Origin of the sequence: Bradyrhizobium sp. 172 (assembly GCF_023101065.1) — a bacterium.
Taxonomy (GTDB): domain Bacteria; phylum Pseudomonadota; class Alphaproteobacteria; order Rhizobiales; family Xanthobacteraceae; genus Bradyrhizobium; species Bradyrhizobium canariense_D.
In genome coordinates this window covers 4,928,046-4,947,972 of record NZ_CP064701.1, presented here as the reverse complement: position 1 = coordinate 4,947,972, position 19,927 = coordinate 4,928,046, and the positions used below count along the sequence as shown (strand labels likewise).

General features: G+C 57.1%; 17 protein-coding genes. 15 read left to right on the top strand and 2 right to left on the bottom strand.

The window, feature by feature from the left end; all coding sequences use genetic code 11:
* Positions 1-148 precede the first annotated feature (148 nt).
* The 3 genes from IVB07_RS24020 to IVB07_RS24010 all read left to right on the top strand — a co-directional run bounded on the left by IVB07_RS24020 (position 149) and on the right by IVB07_RS24010 (position 3,275).
* Positions 149-1,291: a DegT/DnrJ/EryC1/StrS family aminotransferase gene (locus tag IVB07_RS24020; RefSeq protein ID WP_018456735.1), complete on the top strand. Its 1,143-nt coding sequence runs from the start codon at positions 149-151 to the stop codon at positions 1,289-1,291.
* Between the two features lie 17 nt (positions 1,292-1,308).
* Positions 1,309-2,289, top strand: coding sequence for a glycosyltransferase (locus IVB07_RS24015; RefSeq protein WP_018456734.1), 981 nt, complete (start codon positions 1,309-1,311; stop codon positions 2,287-2,289).
* Between the two features lie 65 nt (positions 2,290-2,354).
* Positions 2,355-3,275, top strand: a complete 921-nt coding sequence (locus tag IVB07_RS24010) for a glycosyltransferase family 8 protein (protein ID WP_083926442.1) — start codon at positions 2,355-2,357, stop codon at positions 3,273-3,275.
* Positions 3,276-3,449: 174 nt separating this feature from the next.
* On the opposite strand, the gene IVB07_RS24005 is transcribed toward IVB07_RS24010, so the two are convergent.
* Positions 3,450-4,343 carry a class I SAM-dependent methyltransferase gene (locus IVB07_RS24005; RefSeq protein WP_157642981.1) on the bottom strand — a complete coding sequence of 298 codons (894 nt, stop codon included), beginning with the start codon at positions 4,341-4,343 and terminating at the stop codon, positions 3,450-3,452.
* A 126-nt stretch (positions 4,344-4,469) separates the two neighbouring features.
* Positions 4,470-5,222, bottom strand: coding sequence for a class I SAM-dependent methyltransferase (locus IVB07_RS24000; RefSeq protein WP_247338534.1), 753 nt, complete (start codon positions 5,220-5,222; stop codon positions 4,470-4,472).
* Between the two features lie 490 nt (positions 5,223-5,712).
* Between IVB07_RS24000 and IVB07_RS23995 the strand changes: the two genes are divergently transcribed.
* The 12 genes from IVB07_RS23995 (at position 5,713) to IVB07_RS23940 (ending at position 19,910) form a co-directional block, all read left to right on the top strand.
* Positions 5,713-6,720: a glycosyltransferase family A protein gene (locus IVB07_RS23995; RefSeq protein ID WP_083926440.1), complete on the top strand. Its 1,008-nt coding sequence runs from the start codon at positions 5,713-5,715 to the stop codon at positions 6,718-6,720.
* 97 nt (positions 6,721-6,817) lie between these two features.
* A complete protein-coding gene (locus tag IVB07_RS23990; protein ID WP_157642980.1) occupies positions 6,818-8,266 on the top strand; it encodes an O-antigen ligase family protein in 1,449 nt (482 codons plus the stop codon).
* 83 nt (positions 8,267-8,349) lie between these two features.
* On the top strand, positions 8,350-9,192 hold the full coding sequence (locus tag IVB07_RS23985) for a glycosyltransferase (RefSeq protein ID WP_198293373.1): 843 nt from the start codon (positions 8,350-8,352) through the stop codon (positions 9,190-9,192).
* Between the two features lie 398 nt (positions 9,193-9,590).
* A complete protein-coding gene (locus IVB07_RS23980) occupies positions 9,591-10,757 on the top strand; it encodes a glycosyltransferase family 4 protein (protein ID WP_018456726.1) in 1,167 nt (388 codons plus the stop codon).
* On the top strand, positions 10,754-11,479 hold the full coding sequence (locus tag IVB07_RS23975; RefSeq protein WP_018456725.1) for a polysaccharide deacetylase family protein: 726 nt from the start codon (positions 10,754-10,756) through the stop codon (positions 11,477-11,479). Before IVB07_RS23980 ends, IVB07_RS23975 begins: the two co-directional genes overlap by 4 nt.
* 200 nt (positions 11,480-11,679) lie before the next feature.
* The gene (locus IVB07_RS23970; RefSeq protein ID WP_026233230.1) at positions 11,680-12,717 is read left to right on the top strand and encodes a glycosyltransferase; all 1,038 of its coding nucleotides are present in this window, start codon (positions 11,680-11,682) and stop codon (positions 12,715-12,717) included.
* Between the two features lie 296 nt (positions 12,718-13,013).
* Positions 13,014-14,180 carry an IS4 family transposase gene (locus tag IVB07_RS23965; protein WP_245288449.1) on the top strand — a complete coding sequence of 389 codons (1,167 nt, stop codon included), beginning with the start codon at positions 13,014-13,016 and terminating at the stop codon, positions 14,178-14,180.
* 17 nt (positions 14,181-14,197) lie between these two features.
* Entirely contained in the window at positions 14,198-14,476 is a 279-nt protein-coding gene (locus tag IVB07_RS23960; RefSeq protein ID WP_247452512.1) for a hypothetical protein, read from the top strand.
* Positions 14,477-14,519: 43 nt separating this feature from the next.
* Positions 14,520-14,930, top strand: coding sequence for a transposase (locus IVB07_RS23955; RefSeq protein WP_026233229.1), 411 nt, complete (start codon positions 14,520-14,522; stop codon positions 14,928-14,930).
* Entirely contained in the window at positions 14,927-15,274 is a 348-nt protein-coding gene (tnpB, locus tag IVB07_RS23950; RefSeq protein WP_018456721.1) for an IS66 family insertion sequence element accessory protein TnpB, read from the top strand. The genes IVB07_RS23955 and tnpB overlap by 4 nt, the downstream gene beginning before the upstream one ends.
* A gap of 121 nt (positions 15,275-15,395) precedes the next feature.
* A protein-coding gene (locus tag IVB07_RS23945) for an IS66 family transposase (RefSeq protein ID WP_247338541.1) occupies positions 15,396-16,920 on the top strand; the annotation gives its coding sequence in 2 pieces (ribosomal slippage) (positions 15,396-16,484 and positions 16,486-16,920; 1,524 coding nt in all).
* Between the two features lie 527 nt (positions 16,921-17,447).
* Positions 17,448-19,910, top strand: coding sequence for an Ig-like domain-containing protein (locus IVB07_RS23940; protein ID WP_247363381.1), 2,463 nt, complete (start codon positions 17,448-17,450; stop codon positions 19,908-19,910).
* Positions 19,911-19,927: the final 17 nt, after the last annotated feature.

Here is a 19,927-nt window from a genome sequence, read left to right as displayed (position 1 = left end):
ACGCCGGCGCGCATGTAATGGACGCGGAGCGCCTGCTGAAAGTCCGGGCGGCCAGCAGTGCGCTTGAGCAGGGCCCGGCGCAATTCGTTAAGTGGCGGCGCGTAGAACGCGAGCACGTTGCGGTCAGCCCGCGAGAGGCGGTTGCATCATGATTCCGATCGCACTGCCGCTCCTCGCCGATGAAGAAGCTGGTGCCGCGCGCGCAGCCGTTCTATCGGGCTGGGTGTCGCAAGGTCCGCAAGTCGCCGCCTTCGAGCAAGAATTCGCCACCCTTGTCGGCGCACCATTCGCATGCGCTGTATCAAATTGTACCACAGCCCTGCAGCTCGCGCTGGCGGCGCTGGACATCGGACCCGGTGACGAGGTGATCACACCGAGTCATTCCTTCATCGCAACGGCCAATTCGGTCCGGTTTCAGGGCGCGACACCCGTTTTTGTAGACATCGATCCGTTAACCTACAACGTCGATCCCGCCCGTCTGGTGGAAGCAATAACTCCGCGAACGCGCGCGATCATCGCCGTCCACCAAATGGGCATGCCTTGCGATCTTGCAGCGCTTACCGCGATAACTGACCGCTATGGCATTGTCCTGATTGAGGATGCGGCGTGTGCTGCCGGCAGTAAAATCTGCATGAATGGGCAATGGGAGTCGATTGGAAAACCGCATGGCCGCATTGCCTGCTTCTCTTTTCACCCTCGGAAAGTGATCACAACTGGAGAGGGCGGGATGCTGACCACCGCGGATCCGGAGCTCGATCGCAGGTTCAGACTGTTGCGCCAACATGGCATGAGCGTCCCTGACACGGTGCGGCATGGTTCGCCTCAAGTAATCTTCGAGGATTATCTGGTCGTCGGGTACAATTACCGCATGACCGACATACAAGCGGCGATCGGTCGCAAACAGCTCGAACGCCTTCCGCAACTGGTGGCGCGCCGCCGCGCCATCGCTGCCAGATACACCGAGCTACTCTCCAATTTCGAGGGTCTGCGCGTGCCGGAGGAGCCCGAGTGGACCAGGTCCAATTGGCAGAGCTATTGCGTGCGTCTGCCTGACCACCTCGACCAGCGCACCGTGATGCAAGGCCTGCTCGATAAGGGAATCGCGACACGACGGGGGATCATGTGCTCGCACCGCGAACCCGCTTACGCCAATGGGAAGCAGCGCCATGATCTCCGTCAATCCGAACTCGCGCAGGATCGATCGATACTGCTGCCGATTTACGCGCAAATGAGCCAGGAGGATATCAATCGAGTCATCGATGCCCTGCTGCATCATATCCGAATAGCTTGATACTCAGGATAACGGGAATGGCGAAGGTCGATATTGTTGTCCCCTGTTACAATTATGGGCGCTTCCTTGAGGCTTGCGTGTCGAGCATTCTCAGCCAATCCGTTTCGGATTTGCGCGTACTTATCATCGACGACTGCTCCTCGGATGATTCGGTGTCAGTCGCAAGGAAATTGGAGCAAAGCGACCCGAGGGTGACGGTGAGAGCGCATTCGCGCAATCACGGTCACATCAATACGTTCAATGAAGGAATCGCGTGGGCATCATCCGAATACTTCTTGCTCTTGTCCGCTGATGATTTGCTGGTTCCCGGAGCCCTCCAGCGGGCAACGGAGATCATGGACGCAAACTCCGACGTTGTTCTTACATATGGAGAATGCATCCTCTGGTTTGACGATTTACCGTTGCCTAAATTACCTGCGGACGAGAACCATTCTTGGACACGGCAAGATCTGATAACGGAGATGTGCGCCACAGCCAGAAATGACGTTCCCTCTCCGACCGCGATTGCGCGGACACGGACGCAGAAGGCGATCGGCGGCTATCGCACGTCGCTTCCTCACGCAGGCGATATGGAGATGTGGCTACGTTTCGCTGCGCACGGTACAGTTGCCCAGATTAATGCGGTGCAGGCAATCTATCGCAAGCATTCGTCGGCGATGTCCAACGCCTACTTTGCCAAGAGAATACTAGATTATCGGCAGTGCTTGCTCGCGTTCGACAGCTTTTTTGATCAATGCGAGGATCGGGTCCCAAATTCGCGGAGTTTACGTGCCCTGGCGCGCCATACATTGGCCCACCAAATGTTTCGCAGCGGGATCGGATTGCTGCGACGTGGGCGCCTTAGCGACGGCCTTTGCCACTTACGCGAAGCCATGACGATGGATCGCCGGTTGCGATACTTTCCTCCAATTTGGCGAGTGCTGAAGTTTCCGGGCAAGGATGGCCGTCGATGGGCGTTGTCCGTGATCAGAAGAACGCCGGGCAAGTTGTTGGAGTGATGGATACCTTTCGGCGCGTGAGGTCGATAAACATCATTTCGTTCTTAGGAACCATCTAGGTCACTATGGAATCAAACCAGATGCGATGCCCGATCGTCCTCGCTTGTGACCGGCGGTATGCTATGCCACTTGCAACGACCCTGCGGTCAATTGTGGAAACGGATAGACGCGGCGAACCGTTCGAGTTTCATGTACTTGTCGACGGTGTTTCCGAGCGTATTCGAAAGAGAATATTCGACTCTCTCCCCCATGGTTCTGCGTCGATCCGATGGATCGAAGTGGACCTGGAAATGTTTCGGGATTTCTCGACCATTAGGTACATTTCAAAAGTCACCTACGCCCGGTTCCTTATCCCCCGCATCTTTCCGAACACTGTCTCCAGGGTGTTGTATCTAGACTCCGATCTCCTCGTTCTTGATGACTTGCAGCCGCTCTGGGCAACAGATCTCGAGGGAAAAGTTCTTGGCGCGGTTCTGGACGGTCTCGATTCTCAGCTGAAAAATCAAACTGTTCGCGTATCGGTACCTCGCGTGCAAGATTACTTTAACGCCGGTGTACTTCTGATAGACCTCCACCAATGGCGAGAGGCGAAAATCTCCGAAACGGCGTTAGATTATCTCAAGCGCTATCCTGGATCGCCCTACTCGGATCAAGACGCACTGAATGTTGCGTGCGATGGCCTTTGGAAAGGGCTCGCTTCCCGATGGAATTATCTAGCTTACAACACGGAACTTGACGTCTCTGAATTGGCAGGCGAGTACAAACCCAGCATAGTTCACTTCACGACCTGGAACAAACCTTGGAGACCTGGTGTTCCAAACGCGAATGCCGCGTTGTACGACTCGTTTCGAAGCCGCACGCGGTTCGCGCGCAACTCTATGGACAAAATGGAAAGCACCCTGCGTATCGGTTGGTCCCGCATTAAAAGCTTCCATGACGGGAGACGAGGCAAATCAACTCGCTCGGAAGGGGTGGTCGATCCCTAGATTGATCGGAGTAGCTCAAATGATCGAACGGTGTCCTCTTTAACCATTCGATCGCGATGTTGGCTGACTAAAAAATGCTCTGGTGAGGCCGCGTTCCGGGCGGAACCGACTAGTTGGACCTTTGAAGTCGATGCTCGCCCTGAACGTGTGTGTGGGGCCGCCGACTCGGGCCATCTAAGCAGCGGTCAAGAGGAAAGCTACCTGATCTCCCTGTTGTTCGAGATTTAACTTCGCCGCTCGTTTGGCAAACCTTCTCAACTCGCGCCGGCTAAATAAATCGCTTGGCCCAGATGTGAGCGGCTTAGACTTTCTGTACATTTCGCTGCCCCAGAACTGAAACGCAGTAGAATCGTCAATCGATTGTTTAACAGACAGGCCGCAGCGCTTTGCTAATGCGTTCATTCCCTTGCGAGAGGGAATTACAATGTGGCGCGGTGCATCCAGTTGGACCCAATTCGGGCCGTACTCGATCCATGCATGCGAGGCCGACGTCGGGATGCGAACCAGGATGCGACCACCTGGCGCAAGTAGCTTTCTTGCGTTGGCAAGACTTTGGTCCGGATCAGGGACATGTTCTAACGAGTGATTGAACATGATGAAATCAAACTCGCCGGACATACTTTGAAGTTCCGATTTGTGAATCTTCACGGCGCCTGATGCTGGTTTGGAAATATAAGGGTCTACTCCGGTAAGATTCCTGAAGCCTGCCGCAGACATTCTATGAAGGAGCCTCGCAGAGCCGCAGCCGACGTCGAGCACTCGAGAGCCAGGATCAATTCCAAAATCTCCGATGACCCCTACGATGGGATCGTACCTCACAAAGGAAGCCACGGCTCCCAATACGCTTTTCATGCCAAATGCATGCGCGTCCCTGATTGCGGTAAGCCGCGAATTTCGCGGGGGCGTGGCGAACGAATAATACCCACTGGGGTAAAAACGACTCTCGTCTGTTATTTCCGACAGGCGCTGAATCGTTCCACAATCAATACATTCCTGGTATTCAAACCGCTCTCTTGTGCCAAACATCATCTCAACAAATACGTGGCGAGGATGTTCGCCGTCTGACAAGCAAGCTTTACAAATCATCTCAAGTACCCAGCCATAGCAGAGTATCAATCCGGCTTAGCCAGCATCGGAGAAGCCGGAACGGGTGTAAGAAGGCCGGGTTCGTCAACCAAACCCGCCAGTCGTTTTCTATTTTAGAAAGATGAACCTGACTCTGTCCGCGAGGCGAGTAAGCCGGCTGCTTCCGCTGCGCGCTCTCGGTTTTTCCATGCCCGGCGAGCCATCTGAAGCCTTCTCGACAAGGGTCAGACAGTCCAAATTCCGGGCTTCGTCCCAATCTATGGTAACTTGCTCGAGCACCCGCAAACCAGATCTACTCGCAGCGTGGGCAAACAGAGTTCTGCTCATAAAATTGCGCCAATGGGGATTGTTTCTGTAATCCGAGCCTGGGTATGTGTCTAAGTTTGAATGATGGAACAGTGCGCGGCCGCCTTGTCGCAGGATACGAGAAGCATCCTGTAGGTATGAAAAAACCGCATCATATTCAAAATGCACCATCGCATCAAAACAGAATATCGCGGAGACGGACCCGTCCTCGACGGGATGGAAATCGTAGCCGCTATTGGTATGCGCGCTCACTTCAGGAACATCCGAGAATCTTTTCTTGCAATGCCGCACATTCTCCTCAACGACGTCCATCAGGACGAGCGATCGAAGCGTGCTCTGGTCGCGTTTCGTGCTCAAAAAACGAGCGGAATGCCGACCGTGCCCGCACGCGAGTTCGACAGTTGACGTCGTATCCAATCTCTCGAACAAACGCCGGAATGGCGTCCCCGGCTTCCAAAACGGGTCGGTCCAGGCATCCGATTCCGCTTTATCGTAATAATCTGTGCTCTTCCAATCGTGCGCGATCTCTAAAGTTCGCGAGGAAACCGTGGTCATCACATTATCTCCATATTTAATCGCGCGCGTTAACTAATTGCTACGAGCGATCGCAATATAGCACGAATTAATCGGAATATTAACCCCGGCGTCGAATCTCGTGTTGTCGGGTCCATGCGCATTCCACGGGCCGGGCGCCAGATTCCAGCGGAATCCGAGCGCGAACAGCTAATGTCCTGGCGGTGACGGCTCGGATGGGAGGGGAGGCGGGCAGCAAAGCTGCCAAGTTCCGGCACCTCGCCGCCCGATGCCCCCTCAATCGGCTCGGGGAGTTAATTAGAGCGTGGCGGCGCAAGCCTGTTTTCTTTGACCGATTAATGTGATTTAATTGCAGTCAATCGGAATATTAACGTCGGTTTATTAAATCCCGGTCGGAGCCTGTGTGCGAGGTTATGTCAATCACCGTCTCGCGGTCCACAGCCGGACTTCTTGCGGGACATGCTAGCGTGTCGAAGCCAATGCACTGGCCTCGGCTGACCAGGAGCGTTTCATGACGTCCCAAGCACGTCGGCCCAATGCTGAAGGGGGAGCTGAAGGTCCCCTCGTCACGGTCGTGACGTGCGTTTACAACGCAGGGGAATATTTGCGGCCTTCGTTGTTGAGCATAATTGATCAGACGTATACCAATTTAGATATCCTCATTATCGACGACGGAAGCACGGACGGCTGCTTCGACTCAGTTCAAGATTTGCTGGCAGACGAGCGTGTTCGCGTGATCCATCAAGCGAACGCAAGCAAGCCCGTGGCGATCAATCGAGCGCTCGATCAGATCCGCGGCGAGTACTACGCAATTCAAGACGCGGATGACATCAGCTATCCAACGAGAATTGAAAGACAGGTTCGTGCGCTGCTCAACGGGCTGCATTTGGCCGCCGTATTCTGCGGTAACGAGCTTATCATTGACGGAAGAGCCATGGCCCCCGTGTTTGCACCGAAAGGAGAGGACGACTGCCACTCTGAGATCCGAGCCTTTCGAATGCCTGCCCTTGATCCCACAGGAATGTTTCGGATGTCATTGATCGGCCATTTGCGATTCGAGCCTTCGTTGCAGGTCGCCGAGACCTACGATTACATATTGAGAATTGGCGAAGAGCATCCGATGATTGTATTGGGTGAGTGCCTTTACGCGTACCGCATTCTTCCCAATTCACTTACCCGACGTGCGCCAGCGTGGCGCAAACGATTTGAATCTGAGGCCTTCAGGCGGGCCTGCGAGCGGCGAGGTTTACGGTTCGAGCCAGAATGCGAGGATAGAGGCCACAGGTCCCGCAATAGCTTGCTGGATAACAATATCGCCGCCCATTTCATCAGGAGCGTGCTGGATTTACGTCGGTCAAACCATCGTTTGTCAGCGCTAAGGACGGGTTGGCAATGTGCTTCTTTGCATCCCGCGGATCCACACTATTACAAGGCGCTTGCTTATGCGCTGATTCCACCCGGCGTAACGAGCCGCCTACGTCGTGACTTCTTGGCGATTCCTTTGGAGACGACGAAATGAAGCGCCTCTTCGGCGGAACGGTCGTGTTGATGCGGCGGCTCAATTTTGAGCGCTGCTTCTTGTTGGCGCAACGTCTTCGGCATTCGAGGTATTCGCTTTGAGCCGCAAAAGCTTTGAATTGGATTCGGATGTTCAACGTACCTATCTGCGGGATCGCCAGCAGAGTGTAGTTAGGCGTGTTACAGGCGGTTCGCCCTCACGTGCCGAACTATATCTCAAACTATTATTGGTCACAATTGTTTTGCCCGAGGGTCTATCTTTCTTCGTCGGTGACTTTCGCCTCACCGTCGCTCGAGTTCTGATTTTTGTGTTCTCGATCGCAGCGATATCGCGGCTCTCCCAGCGCAACCCGCGAGCTGTAGTCTGCGTTCCATCGGATATATTAGCTCCGGCTGCAGGCGTCTGGATGATGTTGGCTGCCACCGTAACGGATGGTTCCACGGGTCTTAAAGGAGCCGGGATCGAGGCAATTTCATTCACCGGCGCATATTTGAGTTTCCGGTATCTTCTCGGTCCGGCGGTCGATAGTTCCGTGCGGATCGTACGCTTCTCTTGCAAGTTGATTATTCTGATTGTCGGTGTCGCGCTTCTCGACTCTCTGACTGATAGACTGTTCACCTATGACTTCGTCAAAGGAATTACTGGTTATGTGAAACCCAGTTATGAAGGTGCATTCGCGTTGAAGTCGGAGACCTTGTTTAGGGACGGGGTCATTCGTGCCATGGGTCCAATGGAGCATTCGATATTATTCGGTGCCGTTTGTGTGTGGTTTGGACACTTGGCCCTCACTACGTTTAGGCCCCAGGTGTTGGGCTGGGGTGTTGCAGGGATCGCGCTGGTAGGTGTCTTGGCTTCGCAGGCGCGGAGTCCATTGCTAGCCTATGTGATCGGATTTGCTCTCGCGATTTTTTATGCTGCAACCCCTCGCTTTACAACCAGATGGAAGTTGGTCGGACTGGCTGTGACTGCTGTTCTCCTTACCGTTTTCACTTTCTCTGGCAACCCCGTCGTAACGCTTGTACGCCTTGGCGGAGTAAGTCCGGAGGCGGCCTGGTACCGTCAAGCGATCTGGGAGACCGGGGGGCCTGTAGTACTCGGTTCGCCGATCTTCGGAATTGGTTTGAACGGTGACTGGAATTGGCAGTCTCACGGCGCGCTCGTGAGCGGGAGCGTGGATGCTTTTTGGCTTGCCGCCGCAATGAATTACGGAATTCCTGGCAGCGCATTGATCCTTTTGACAATTGTGGGCGCATGCTGGCTTGGTTCGATCGATAGATCGCGTCACCTTACTCCCGAGGAAGGACGGCTATCGGTGGCGCTCGGAATTGTCATAGTAACCATCGTTTTTCTGGGGTTCATGGTTCACTTTTGGGGCATCTGTTTCATCCTTATCGCTGTCTTTGCCGGAATGCGGGCGAACCTCGCGGAAACCGCGGTGCTGCGCGATAGAGCCGCGGAAACGGGATATGATTCGATTACCGGAGGCGTTTTACTGCAGGGCGGTGACGCGCGTGCCACGCAGAGGAGCTCCGTTGTTCTCGGGTGATCGCTCTGGAATCTAGGCGCCGCCAACCATAGCGATCGTCGTGATTTCTCGCGCTGCGTCGGTCTGAACCTGGGATGTCGATCATGACGATCCAAAATATTCAAGTTCCGACGTTTGATCTGGGGCCTCAGATCCCCCGCGTTATTCATCAAATATATTTCTCGAAAAATCCGTTACCGATCATCTTGGCAAGGAATATACAAGCCATCAAAACAATGAATCCCGGCTGGGAACACAGACTATACGACGAACAAGCGATTGCTACGTTCATCGTCGAGCATTACGGCCCAGAAATTGCGAGCCTGTTCTATAAGATCAATCCGCAGTACGGAGCGGCGCGAGCTGATCTCTTCCGCTATCTCCTCATGTACAAGCGCGGTGGGGTCTATCTTGATATCAAAAGCACAACGGTCGAGCCTCTCGACGGAGCCATTCGATCAGACGACAGGTTCATTCTGTCACGTTGGCGGAATAGCCCTGGCGAGCCGCACGCGGGCTGGGGCGTGCACAAAGAGTTTGGGGCTAACCGGGAACGCGAATTTCAACAGTGGCATATCATAGCCGCTCCCGGTCATCCGTTTCTAAAGGCGGTGATCGAGCGGGTTTTGACAAATATCCAAAATTACCGATCGTGGGTGCATGGCGTGGGAAACAAGGGCGTCTGGAGAACAACGGGCCCCATAGCGTATATGCTGGCCATCGAGCCGCTGATGAGTAGCAACAGTTACCGCATGGTCGCAAACGAGACGGAGCTGTCATTGCAATACAACATATGCAGCGATCCCTCTCATCTTTTCGGTAAGCATTACGGGTTACTATCAGATCCCATAGTCTCGATGGATGGATGGCTTTCCATTCCAGCGCATCATATCTATTCTCAGGCGCGCAATGTCTATCGCCAGCTTCTTTTAAAGCCCCCGGCGTAGCGCACGATCCGGCCGTTGCTCCACTGAGCCCTAGGGGCTCGGACCCCTAAGCTCTACAGCTCCTGGATGAAAGTTCATTGGTCAATGAGTGCAAACCTTGCACCCGCGACAACAGGGTATTTTTTCATGCGCGAAGCGCCCAAATTCGCGATCTTATAACGATGCCTCGCGCCGCGGATCTTCGCGCCGACTGCAGCCAGAATTAAATAAACTGGATAATAATTACAATCTCTGGTAATTAATATGGAGGCTCCAGCGCTATGGCGGAGTTGCGATACGATGTTGAATTCTGAGGAGCCGGCTGTGTTTGTCGGAGCAGGGCAGGGCGGTCACGTTACCGAGGTGGCTGATCTTATCGTAGGTTTTTGTAAGCCGGTTGCGCCGTGCGAGGGAATAAGATGAATCAGCGCTCCCTCTCCGGCGGCCAAACAGCGCGGCGGATTGCTTTCGCCACGATCGGCGATGCAAGCGAGGTCAGGTTCTGGTCCGGCACGCCATTTCACATGGCGAAATCGCTCGCAAACGAAGGTCATGAGGTGGTCCATATCGGTCCCCTGAGCGCACCGATCTTACCTCTTTACAAGACGTATTCCAGACTTTGCCGTGCCTTTCGCAAGCAGAGCCTCTCCCCATTTCATGCGGGGCCTGTCGTTGCACAGTATGCAGCGGACGCAGCACGCAAAATCTGCGCGGTCTCACCCGACTTCGTCTTCGCGCCCGCCGGCTCCAACTTCGCCTGGGCAGTGCCTGCGGGCGTTCCCCTCGTCTATGCGTCCGATGCGACCTTTCGGCTTGTCGACAATTACCATCCTAACTATCGGAACTTGTCACGCAATGCTCGGGAGATTGCTGAACGCCTGGAACGCAACACCATCGCACGTGCGGATCTTGTCCTCTACCCGTCGGAATGGGCCGCCGAATCTGCTGTTAGAGATTACGGTGCCGACCGTGGACGGGTGCATGTCATTCCCTGGGGTGCCAACCTCGAAGAAACACCCAATCGTGACTCTGTGCTTGCGTGCCGCAAGCCGGGTCCGTGCCGGCTCTTGTTCATCGGTGCCAACTGGGAGGAGAAGGGCGCGGACATCGCGGTCGGCACTCTCGCTGAACTAAGGGACAGGGGCGTAGAGGCGGAGCTCGTGATCTGCGGATGCACTCCGCCCAAGCCAGTCACCCAGGATGGCCTGACGATTATCCCGTACCTGGACAAGAATGATCGTGAACAGCGCAGCCGGCTGGATCAACTCTATCGCGACGCGGATTTCTTTCTGTTGCCGACCCGGGCAGATTGCTACGGCATCGTTTTTTGCGAAGCGGCGGCCCATGGCGTACCGAGCATTGCGCCGGCCACCGGTGGCGTCTCCTGCGCTATCCGCGACGAGGAGACGGGAATCTTGTTACCGCCCAATGCGACGAAGGCGGACTATGCGACGGTGATCTCCCAGACCTTTGCTAACAAGGACCGGCTGGCACGCCTGAGACAATCGAGCCGGGACGCCTTCGAGGCTCGATTGAACTGGCAGGCTTGGGCCCGGCGCGTCTCAGATCTGATTCAAACTCTATGATTGTCCTGAATTATCATGAGCTGGTGGAAGCCTCGCCTTCGAATGCGTGGTGCCTGACGCATGAAATGTTCGAAGCGCATCTTGCGCTTTGCGAGGAAGGGCTGGTCTCGCCTCAGAGTTTTCTGAAGCATTGCTCCGATCCGAAACCCAGCCGTACCGGTGCGGTCCTGTTAACCTTCGACGATGGATTTCTTTCGGACTACACGCATATCTATGCCCGTTACGTGACGACCGGTCGTATTCCAGGTTTCATGTCTTTTATCCCGGTCGACTTTGTAGGCTCGCCGGGACGTATGAGCTGGGAGATGATTGAGGAGCTCGGCCGGGGCGGCGTTGCGATCGGCTCACATGGCATGGCCCACGTCGATTTGACGACTGTCTCGGATGCAAAACTCGAACGCGAGCTTAGGGTGTCGAAATCGATGCTCGAGGATCGCCTCGGACAAGAGGTTACTCTTTTCGCTTTCCCATACGGGCGGTTCTCCCGGCGGGTCTGGGAGGCGGCGCTGAGGGCTGGCTACACACACCTCTTTACAATCCAGCTTGGGCATCATCGCGGATTCGAACCCTTCCTCTATTCCCGCCTTTGCCTGACGAACAACATGGATGCGGAGTACATTCGCCAGCACTTGCTTGATCCGGATGAGATGCGCGGCTTTGCCTGGAGGATCAGCACAAAGCTCGGGCTCTATCGTCAGCTGATGCGCTGGCGGTATCGATAGCGCTTTGGCGGCGGATTGCAAAATGCGCAGCCATCCTGATCATTCGCCGGCGCCTCCTCTCGACCGGGATCGACGTTGGTGGATCCCGGCTTCTTCTCTGGCGCGGCGTCTGTCGGACGCCGCATTCGAAGCTGCGCAGGCGTTTACGTTCCCGACGGTCGCTCGTCATCGTCGAGGGCAAATGAGAAGGTGTCTGGGCTATGTCGACTGCTAGCGTCAACCTTGCCGTCATCATCGTCTCATACTGCAATGCCGATGACGTCGATCGCTGCTTGAAATCGCTTGCTCGTTCGGATTGGGATCGGTTTGAGGTCTTCATTTGCGAAAATGGCGGGGAAGCGGCCTACCGGAGATTGCTGGCTGCGCTCGTGGGACCGGACCGAGCGTTGCAGAGAACTTCGGATGCGTCGGATACTCTTGACCAGCCACAGAAACGATTGGCCGCAGTGGCGAAATGCCGATTTAAGGATCGCACGAATGCTGTCCGAGTTGGGCTCGCAATTGAGAACCTCGGTTACGGCGGCGGCGTCAACGCGTGGCTCGAGCCATTGCTTGGCGTCCCCGGCTGGGGTTCGGTGCTTGTCCTGAATCCCGATACCGAAGTGGATAGCCGCGGCCTGTCTGAGTTGATTGCCAAGTCTGCTGAGGGATTCGGCATGGTGGGCGGAAGCCTGGTCTTTCACAATACCCCCGAAAAGATCATCAACTACGGACTGCATTGGTCGCAAATGACAGGCCGTGTTGTTGCTATAGGAAGGAATGCGCCAATTGGTAGTGCCCCCTCCGCCGAAGACCTTGGCCGGATCGATGCGGTAAGCGGAGCGTGTGTTCTGGCAACGCGAGCGTTCGTCGAAGACGTCGGTCTCATGGCTGAGGACTATTTCCTCTATATGGAAGATCTGGATTGGGGACGGCGGCGGGGAAGGCACCGCATCGGCTTCGCGAGCAAAGCTATCATTCGCCACATTGGAGGAACGACCATCGGCTCGGCCGTTGCCCCCGAGAAGCGCTCGCATCTCTCGATCTATTTGTCTGCCCGCAACGGCATTGTCTATGCTCGGCGCTTCGCGGGATGGCGCTGGATCTGCCATTTCGGAGTCGGACTGTTGTTCGTAGTGCGATACATGATCAAAGGCTCCTTGTCGGCCGGAAGAGTCGCTTTCGTGGGTTTGCTCGACGGCGCCAAAGGCAAGACAGGGCGGCCGGATGCCGCGCCCGCACCGCAACAGCTCGATTGATCTGCGACGATCCCAGTCAGCATCTCATCATTGGCCACCAGATTTGAACTCGCTGAGATGGCGGAGGGCTCCGCCGGCATGGCGATTGTCGGTCTAATATCGTCCAGCAGCCATCGAACTGAAAATCAACGACGGTTATGCTCTTGATTGTCCGCAGATGAAATGTACCGTCCGGTGAAGCTTTCAATTACCCATAACTTTGACCACTCGGGCTGATCCGCTGATCGGCGAAATCTTGAATCGAAAGAATCACTTGTGATTCCTTGCTGAGCACCTGATTCGCGAGGGGGTGCTCTATGGGGCTGACATTAAGGGATCGATCGGCAAAAGGCTGTTTGCGGTCCTTGGAAGGCGATTGTTGGATTGATCGAGAGAGTAGTGGATGCGAGTTTAGGGACGCGCGGCTCGGCGACAGATTCCGCAAACTGCTCACGCAGATTGGAAGCGCCATGGGACAAAGCATTCCGCTCGTCTACCAGGATTGGGCGAATACCAAGGCAGCCTACCGCTTCTTCTCCAATGACCGGGTCAGCGAAGCGGACATTCTGGCCGGCCATTTCCAATCGACACGTGATCGTGCCGCCGCCGCTGAAGGTCTCGTTCTTGTGCTGCACGACACAACCGAGTTCAGCTATCAACGCGAGAAGTCAGAAGCGATCGGCATCACCAAGAGCATAAACAGTGGACGGGATAAGGCGGGCCGCCTCAGATCGCACACGGTTTGCGGCATCCTGATGCATTCGAGCCTCGCGGTTACAATCGAGGGTGTGCCGCTGGGGTTGGCGGCCGTTAAGTTCTGGACCCGGAAGAAATTCAAGGGGACGGCAGCGCTTAAAAAGAAGATCAATCCGAGCCGGATTCCCATCGAGAAGAAGGAAAGCGTCCGGTGGTTGGAAAATCTCAAGCAGTCTACGCAACTCGTGAATCATCCGGGACGATGCATCCATATCGGTGATCGCGAGAGCGACATCTACGAGCTTTTCTGCGCAGCACAGGAGATCGGAACTCTTTTTCTGATCAGGACCTGCGTCGACCGCTTGGCTGGAGACGGGGATCACACGATCGCCGACGAAATGGACGAGGTCGCCGTCAAAGGGCGCCATCGCATCGAAGTCAGAGACAGCAACGGCGATCCCGACCAAGCCGTTCTTGAGATCAGGTATCGCAAGATTCGCGTCCTGCCACCGATCGGAAAGCAGAAGCGCTATCCCGCTCTGACCCTGACGGTGATCCATGCCGAAGAGCGCGGGACGCCGAAAAACAGAAAGAAGATCGATTGGAAGCTGATCACCGACCTGCCCGTTGGCTCCCGCACCGACGCCATTGAGAAGCTGGAATGGTATGCTTTGAGATGGAAGATCGAGGTGTTCCACAAGATCCTCAAATCGGGCTGCAAAGCTGAGGAGTCGAAGCTCAGGACGGCCCAGCGTCTGACCAATCTAATCTCGCTCTTTGCATCCTGAGTTGGCGGGTCTTCTGGATGACGATGCTCAACCGTTCCGCCCCAGACGCGCCGCCAACCCTCGCGTTGACCGCGACTGAAATCGGCGTGCTCGATCGCCTCGTCAATGACAAACCAAAAGCAAGACAGAAAACGCTCTCGCACTACCTGATCAAGATCGCCAGGCTCGGCGGTTATCTCGCCCGCGCCAGCGATCCGCCCGGCAATACCGTCATATGGCGTGGCTGTCACGCCTCACCGACATCGCGCTGGGCGCCATGGTCGGAGGAGAATTTGTGGGTAATTGAAAGCCGGTGAAGGCCGCCTTGCCGAATGAGGCGTGTTGTTGAGAACTGTCCTTATGGACAGTGATAGGCGCAGTGCCCAAATCGAACGGCTTGAGGTGGTGGACACGGGCCGGCGGCGGCGCTGGTCCGAGGACGAGAAGCTCAAGATCGTCCTGGAGAGCTTACAGGCGCCGCGCCAAGTCGCGGCAACAGCGCGGCGGTATGGTGTTTCGCGTTCATTGCTGCTGCGATGGCGACGATCGTTTCGACCGGAGCCGAAGGATGCCGCCGATCACCCTGGCTTCGTACCGGCGATGGTGGTCGCGGAATCAGGGCCGACGCCTTGTCCAGTCACGCCGGCCAGCGGCGGCGGGTCGATCGAGATCGAGTTTGCAGCCGGGGCTCGGATGCGGATCACGGGCGCGGTCGACGCGGCGACGCTGAAGGCGGCCGTGGCGGCGCTGGCAGATGGACGCCTGCGGTGATCCCCATTGCGTCGGGCGTGCGGGTGTGGATTGCGACCGGCCACACCGACATGCGTCGCGGCATGAACTCGCTGGGCTTGCTGGTGCAGGAAGCCTTTAAGCGAGACCCGCACGGCGGCGACCTCTATGTGTTCCGTGGCAGAAGCGGCAAACTGGTCAAGATCCTTTGGCACGATGGACTGGGCATGTCGCTTTATGCCAAGCGGCTGGAGCGCGGCCGCTTCCTGTGGCCATCGTCGGCTGATGGCGTCGTGACAATCACCCCAGCCCAGCTTAGCTACCTTCTGGAGGGTATCGACTGGCGGATGCCGCAACATACGTGGCGACCGGAGGCGGCGGGCTGATCGCTGGGATTTGAATCGGTGGCGCGATCAGCGGTTCGGACAGAGACCGCGTCTTGTGATTCTCTGGTCGGCGACGGGCGCTGATGATTCTCTTCCCGACGATGTGACCACCCTGCAGACGATGCTGCGCGCCGAGCGAGCGGCCCGGTTGGTCGCAGAAGCCGAGGCCCAGGCGGGGGCCTTGCTGATCGAGAAGCTCAAACTTACGATCAAGAAGCTCCGGCACGAGCAGTTCGGACAGTCCTCCGAGCGAGGCGCATTGCTGGACCAGCTCGAGCTACAGCTCGCCAACCTGGAGGAGAACGCGGCGCAATCTGAGACCGCGGCGCAGATGGCAGCCGAGAAGATTGCGGTGCCATCGTTCGAGCGCCGCAAGCCAGCCCGCCGGCCGCTGCCGGAGCATTTGCCGCGGGAGCGCATTATCTATCCGGTGCCTGCCACCTGCCCATGCTGCGGCGACAGCCGATTGCGCAAAATCGGCGAGGACGTGACCGAGATGCTGGAGCTCGTTCCGCGCCAGTGGAAGGTGATCCAGCACGTGCGCGAGAAGCTCGTCTGCCGGGCCTGCGAAGCGATTACCCAGCCGCCGGCCCCCTCGCACCCGATCGCGCGTGGGCGTGCAGGGCCCAAGCTGCTGGCTCATGTCCTGTTCGCCAAGTACGGCCTGCACCTGCCGCTTCATCGTCAGAGCGACGTCTACCAGCGTGAAGGCATCGAGCTCGACGTATCAACGCTCGCGGACTGGGTAGGTGCCTTCGCCCCAAGCCTGATGTCTTTGGTCAATGCGATCCGGAGCCACGTCTTCGCAGCCGAGCGCATCCACGCGGATGACACCACGGTGCCAGTCCTGGCCAAGGGCAAGACCCGGACCGGCCGGCTCTGGACCTACGTGCGCGACGACCGTCCGTTTGCCGGCCCAGATCCGCCGGCGGCCGTGTTCTTCTACTCGCCCGATCGTGGCGGTGCGCATCCGGAGCAGCATCTGGCGGGCTATGCCGGACTGATGCAGGCCGACGCCTACGCCGGCTTTGGCAGGCTCTACGAGGTCAATCGCAAGGGCGGCCCGATCATCGAGGCCGCATGCTGGGCTCACGGCAGGCGCAAGTTCTTCGATCTCGCACGGCTCAGCAAGGCGCCGATCGCGGCCGAGGCGGTCAAGCGCATCGATGTCCTGTTCGCCATCGAGCGCGAGATCAACAGACTTCCTGCGCAGGGAGCGTTTGCGTGTGCGCCAGGAACGTAGCCGGCCCTTGGTCCATGAGTTGGAAGCGTGGTTCCGCGCGCAGCGCGCCAAGCTCTCCAGGAACAACGACACGACCAAGGCGATCAATTACTGCCTCAGCCGCTGGGATGCATTTAGCCGCTTCCTTGATGACGGACGGCTTCGCATGTCGAACAATGCTGCTGAACGTGAGCTACGGGCGGTCGCCATCGGGCGAAAAAATTGGACCTTCGCCGGCTCTGATGAGGGCGGCCGGCGTGCTGCTGCCATCTACAGCCTCATCGCCACCGCAAAGCTCAACGACGTCGACCCGCAGGCTTGGCTTGCCGACGTGCTGGCGCGCCTACCGGATCACTCCGCCAAGCGCATTGACGAACTGCTGCCTTGGAATTGGCAGCCTCAAAGCGTCGCTCACCCAGCTTGAGCGCGATCAACCTTCCCGAAGCGGCCTAGCCGGGGGCCTTCGCCAGATGCGTACGATGAAATGGTCGTCGCCCACATATTCTTCCAGCCGGACGAGCCCTCAGCGGACGTATCTGACGGCAGATAATCTTGACCATCGAATATTTAATTTATTTTCTGCTGTAGAGGCGTCGACGGCCACTCTTGGCGAGCTGTCATCTGGCGGTGACGGCGCACCTTCGATCCAAGCATACTTGCGTATATCTTCGTTCGTTCTCCGTGTGACTCTTTCAACGCGGTGCACGAGTGCTTGATCGGACTAAGGAATTAACGCCGCATTTAAATTTGTGCGATGCGACTTTGCCAGGGCAGCTAAGAAATTACCTTGGGTGAGCCGTCGTGTCGTCGCAAAAAAGCCTCCGCCCACCGAGAAGACGGTTCCAACGGCGCTGCGCCAGCAGGGTCGCACTTGGGGTATCGTCGCTCGGGGAAATCGAAATGGGCGCGTGCCAGAACAAATCTAATCGAAGCTACCAGGAGAAAAACTAGATGGCGACCATTCCTCTGAGCTGGGACGACCCGATGTTTAGCGGCGTTACGAATTCGAGTGGGGGTGCCATTGCTGATGGCGGGACGCTTTCGAACGCAAGTATTACCGATTTCAGCGGCGATGCGGTCGTTGGAGGCTTTGGCTCGTTCAACCTCGACCACATCCGCATTGACGCAAGGGAAGGCGTGCGCATTGGGGGGAGCGGAGATATAACCATCAACAATTCGTACATTGAAACGACGGGACAGGGGGCCGACCACGCCGATGGTATTCAGGCCTATGCTCCCGGCAGCACTGGCAATGTGACAATCACAAACTCGGCAATTGTGTCCCACGAGACTTCTGCGACCGCTGGGATGTTCATTGCAGATAGTTATAGCGGAACGTTCAATTTCGATAATGTGATGTTCGAAGGTGGTCCGTATGGCCTGCGTATTGCCTCGGATGCGGATGACATCTACGTCTCAATGAAAGACGTGTATTTTGTAGGACCATTTGGGGCGGCGCCGTTTGTCTTTCAGGAAACCAATTCGCCCATACACATCACTCAGTGGGAAAACGTACGCTCCGCAACAATCGTGAATGGTCAACTCGTTCCGGGTGATCTTATTCCACCCCCATGGCCGGTTGAAGGGGGGACTGCGCCCTCCGCGCCCACCACGCCCACCGTACCGGATGCACCCACTATCGCTTCGTTCTCGACCGACAGCGGCACGGCTGGCGACAAGATCACCAACGACAATACCATCGAGCTCAAGGGTGCCGCTGCTGCCGGCAGCACGGTCAAGATCTACGACGGTGCGACCCAAATCGGTTCAACGACTGCGAACTCAAGCGGCAGTTGGGACTACATCACAAAGGTCCTGACTGACGCAAAGCATACGCTCACCGCAACGGCGACCAGCGCGTCGGGGCAGGTCAGCGCGGCGTCGTCTGCGTTGGCAGTCACCGTCGATACCAAAGCGCCGACTGCGCCGACCATTGCTAGCAATACGGTGAACAGCGCCAATCAGGTGGTGATGTCGGGCAGTGCCGAAGCGAGCAGCGTCGTAAAGGTGTTCGACGGCACGACCCAGATCGGGACCGCAACCGCCAACAGCAGTGGCGTGTGGAACTATACCACCAGCGGCCTTGCGGCCGGTTCGCACAGCCTCACCGCGAAGGCAACGGATGCGGCAGGCAACACCAGCGCGGCGTCCACCGTGGTCACGGCCAGCACCGGCACCTCGACGTCTCCATCCGCACCGACGTCCCCAACCGCACCGACGTCGCCAACTGCTGGTAAGCAAATCGAGTCGAATGGCGCGACAACTCTCGTTGAGAGCAGCAACGGCAAATATTACCTCAACGGCAGCAGCGGATCGGGCCCCACGCTGAAGAACAAGGGGGTGGATTTTGTAGACGGGTCAGATGGCACTTGGGCACCGATTGCCGCGGAGAAGACGGCGACGGGCTATCAGGTTGTCTGGAAGGAGGGCGCCGGTCTGTTCACGGCCTGGAACACCGACAACAACGGCAACTACGTATCCCATGTCAGCACCCTGACCGGTTCCACGTCGGGCGGCTTCGTGTCGGGTACGGACTCTGGCCTCAAATCGCTCGAGACGAGCTTCCATCAGGATCTCAACGGCGACGGGCAGATCGGTACTTCCAGTGCTTCCACACCGACGTCCCCAACCACACCGACGTCGCCAACCACACCGACGTCGCCAACCACACCGACGTCGCCAACTACTGGTAAGCAAATCGAGTCGGATGGTGCGACAAGCCTCGTTGAGAGCAACGGCAAATATTACCTCAACGGCAGCAGCGGATCCGGGCCCTCGCTGAAGAATCACGGCGTGGATTTTGTGGACGGGTCAGATGGCACCTGGGCACCGATTGGTGCGGAGAAGACGGCGACGGGCTATCAGGTTGTCTGGAAGGAGGGCGGCGGTTATTACACGGCCTGGAACACCGACAACAACGGCAACTACGTATCCCATGTCAGCACACTGACCGGCTCCACGTCGGGTGGCTTCGTGACGGGTACGGACCCTGGCCTTAAATCGCTTGAGACGAGCTTCCATCAGGATCTCAACGGTGACGGTCAGATCGGTGCTTCCAGCGTAGCTACGTCGTCCACGAGCACCACTCAGCTCGCTGCGACTTCGAACTCGACAAGCAGCAACGTACAGACGAGCACTTCAGGCAATGACGTCTTGGTTGGCACCAGCAAGGCCGACACTTTCTCGTTTGCCGCGAATTTCGGCAACGATGTCATCAAGGACTTCGCTGCCAGCGGACCTGCTCACGACACGATCGAGTTCAGCAAGAGCGTGTTCGACAGCTTTGCGAGTGTTCTTTCCCATGCGACCCAATCGGGCCAGGACGTCGTCATCGCGGCGACGGGGGGCGACACGCTCACGCTGAAGAACATGAAGGTCGGTTCGTTGACTAGCCAGGACTTCCACTTCGCGTAAGGGACGGGCATCCACAC

What these genes read in the sequence shown, in the direction of transcription:
- IVB07_RS24020 (WP_018456735.1), top strand. Translation starts at nt 149, where the DNA reads ATGATTCCGATCGCACTGCCGCTCCTCGCCGATGAAGAAGCTGGTGCC.
- IVB07_RS24015 (WP_018456734.1), top strand. Translation starts at nt 1,309, where the DNA reads ATGGCGAAGGTCGATATTGTTGTCCCCTGTTACAATTATGGGCGCTTC.
- IVB07_RS24010 (WP_083926442.1), top strand. Translation starts at nt 2,355, where the DNA reads ATGGAATCAAACCAGATGCGATGCCCGATCGTCCTCGCTTGTGACCGG.
- IVB07_RS24000 (WP_247338534.1), bottom strand. Translation starts at nt 5,222, where the DNA reads ATGACCACGGTTTCCTCGCGAACTTTAGAGATCGCGCACGATTGGAAG.
- IVB07_RS23995 (WP_083926440.1), top strand. Translation starts at nt 5,713, where the DNA reads ATGACGTCCCAAGCACGTCGGCCCAATGCTGAAGGGGGAGCTGAAGGT.
- IVB07_RS23985 (WP_198293373.1), top strand. Translation starts at nt 8,350, where the DNA reads ATGACGATCCAAAATATTCAAGTTCCGACGTTTGATCTGGGGCCTCAG.
- IVB07_RS23980 (WP_018456726.1), top strand. Translation starts at nt 9,591, where the DNA reads ATGAATCAGCGCTCCCTCTCCGGCGGCCAAACAGCGCGGCGGATTGCT.
- IVB07_RS23975 (WP_018456725.1), top strand. Translation starts at nt 10,754, where the DNA reads ATGATTGTCCTGAATTATCATGAGCTGGTGGAAGCCTCGCCTTCGAAT.
- IVB07_RS23970 (WP_026233230.1), top strand. Translation starts at nt 11,680, where the DNA reads ATGTCGACTGCTAGCGTCAACCTTGCCGTCATCATCGTCTCATACTGC.
- IVB07_RS23965 (WP_245288449.1), top strand. Translation starts at nt 13,014, where the DNA reads ATGGGGCTGACATTAAGGGATCGATCGGCAAAAGGCTGTTTGCGGTCC.
- IVB07_RS23960 (WP_247452512.1), top strand. Translation starts at nt 14,198, where the DNA reads ATGACGATGCTCAACCGTTCCGCCCCAGACGCGCCGCCAACCCTCGCG.
- IVB07_RS23955 (WP_026233229.1), top strand. Translation starts at nt 14,520, where the DNA reads ATGGACAGTGATAGGCGCAGTGCCCAAATCGAACGGCTTGAGGTGGTG.
- IVB07_RS23940 (WP_247363381.1), top strand. Translation starts at nt 17,448, where the DNA reads ATGGCGACCATTCCTCTGAGCTGGGACGACCCGATGTTTAGCGGCGTT.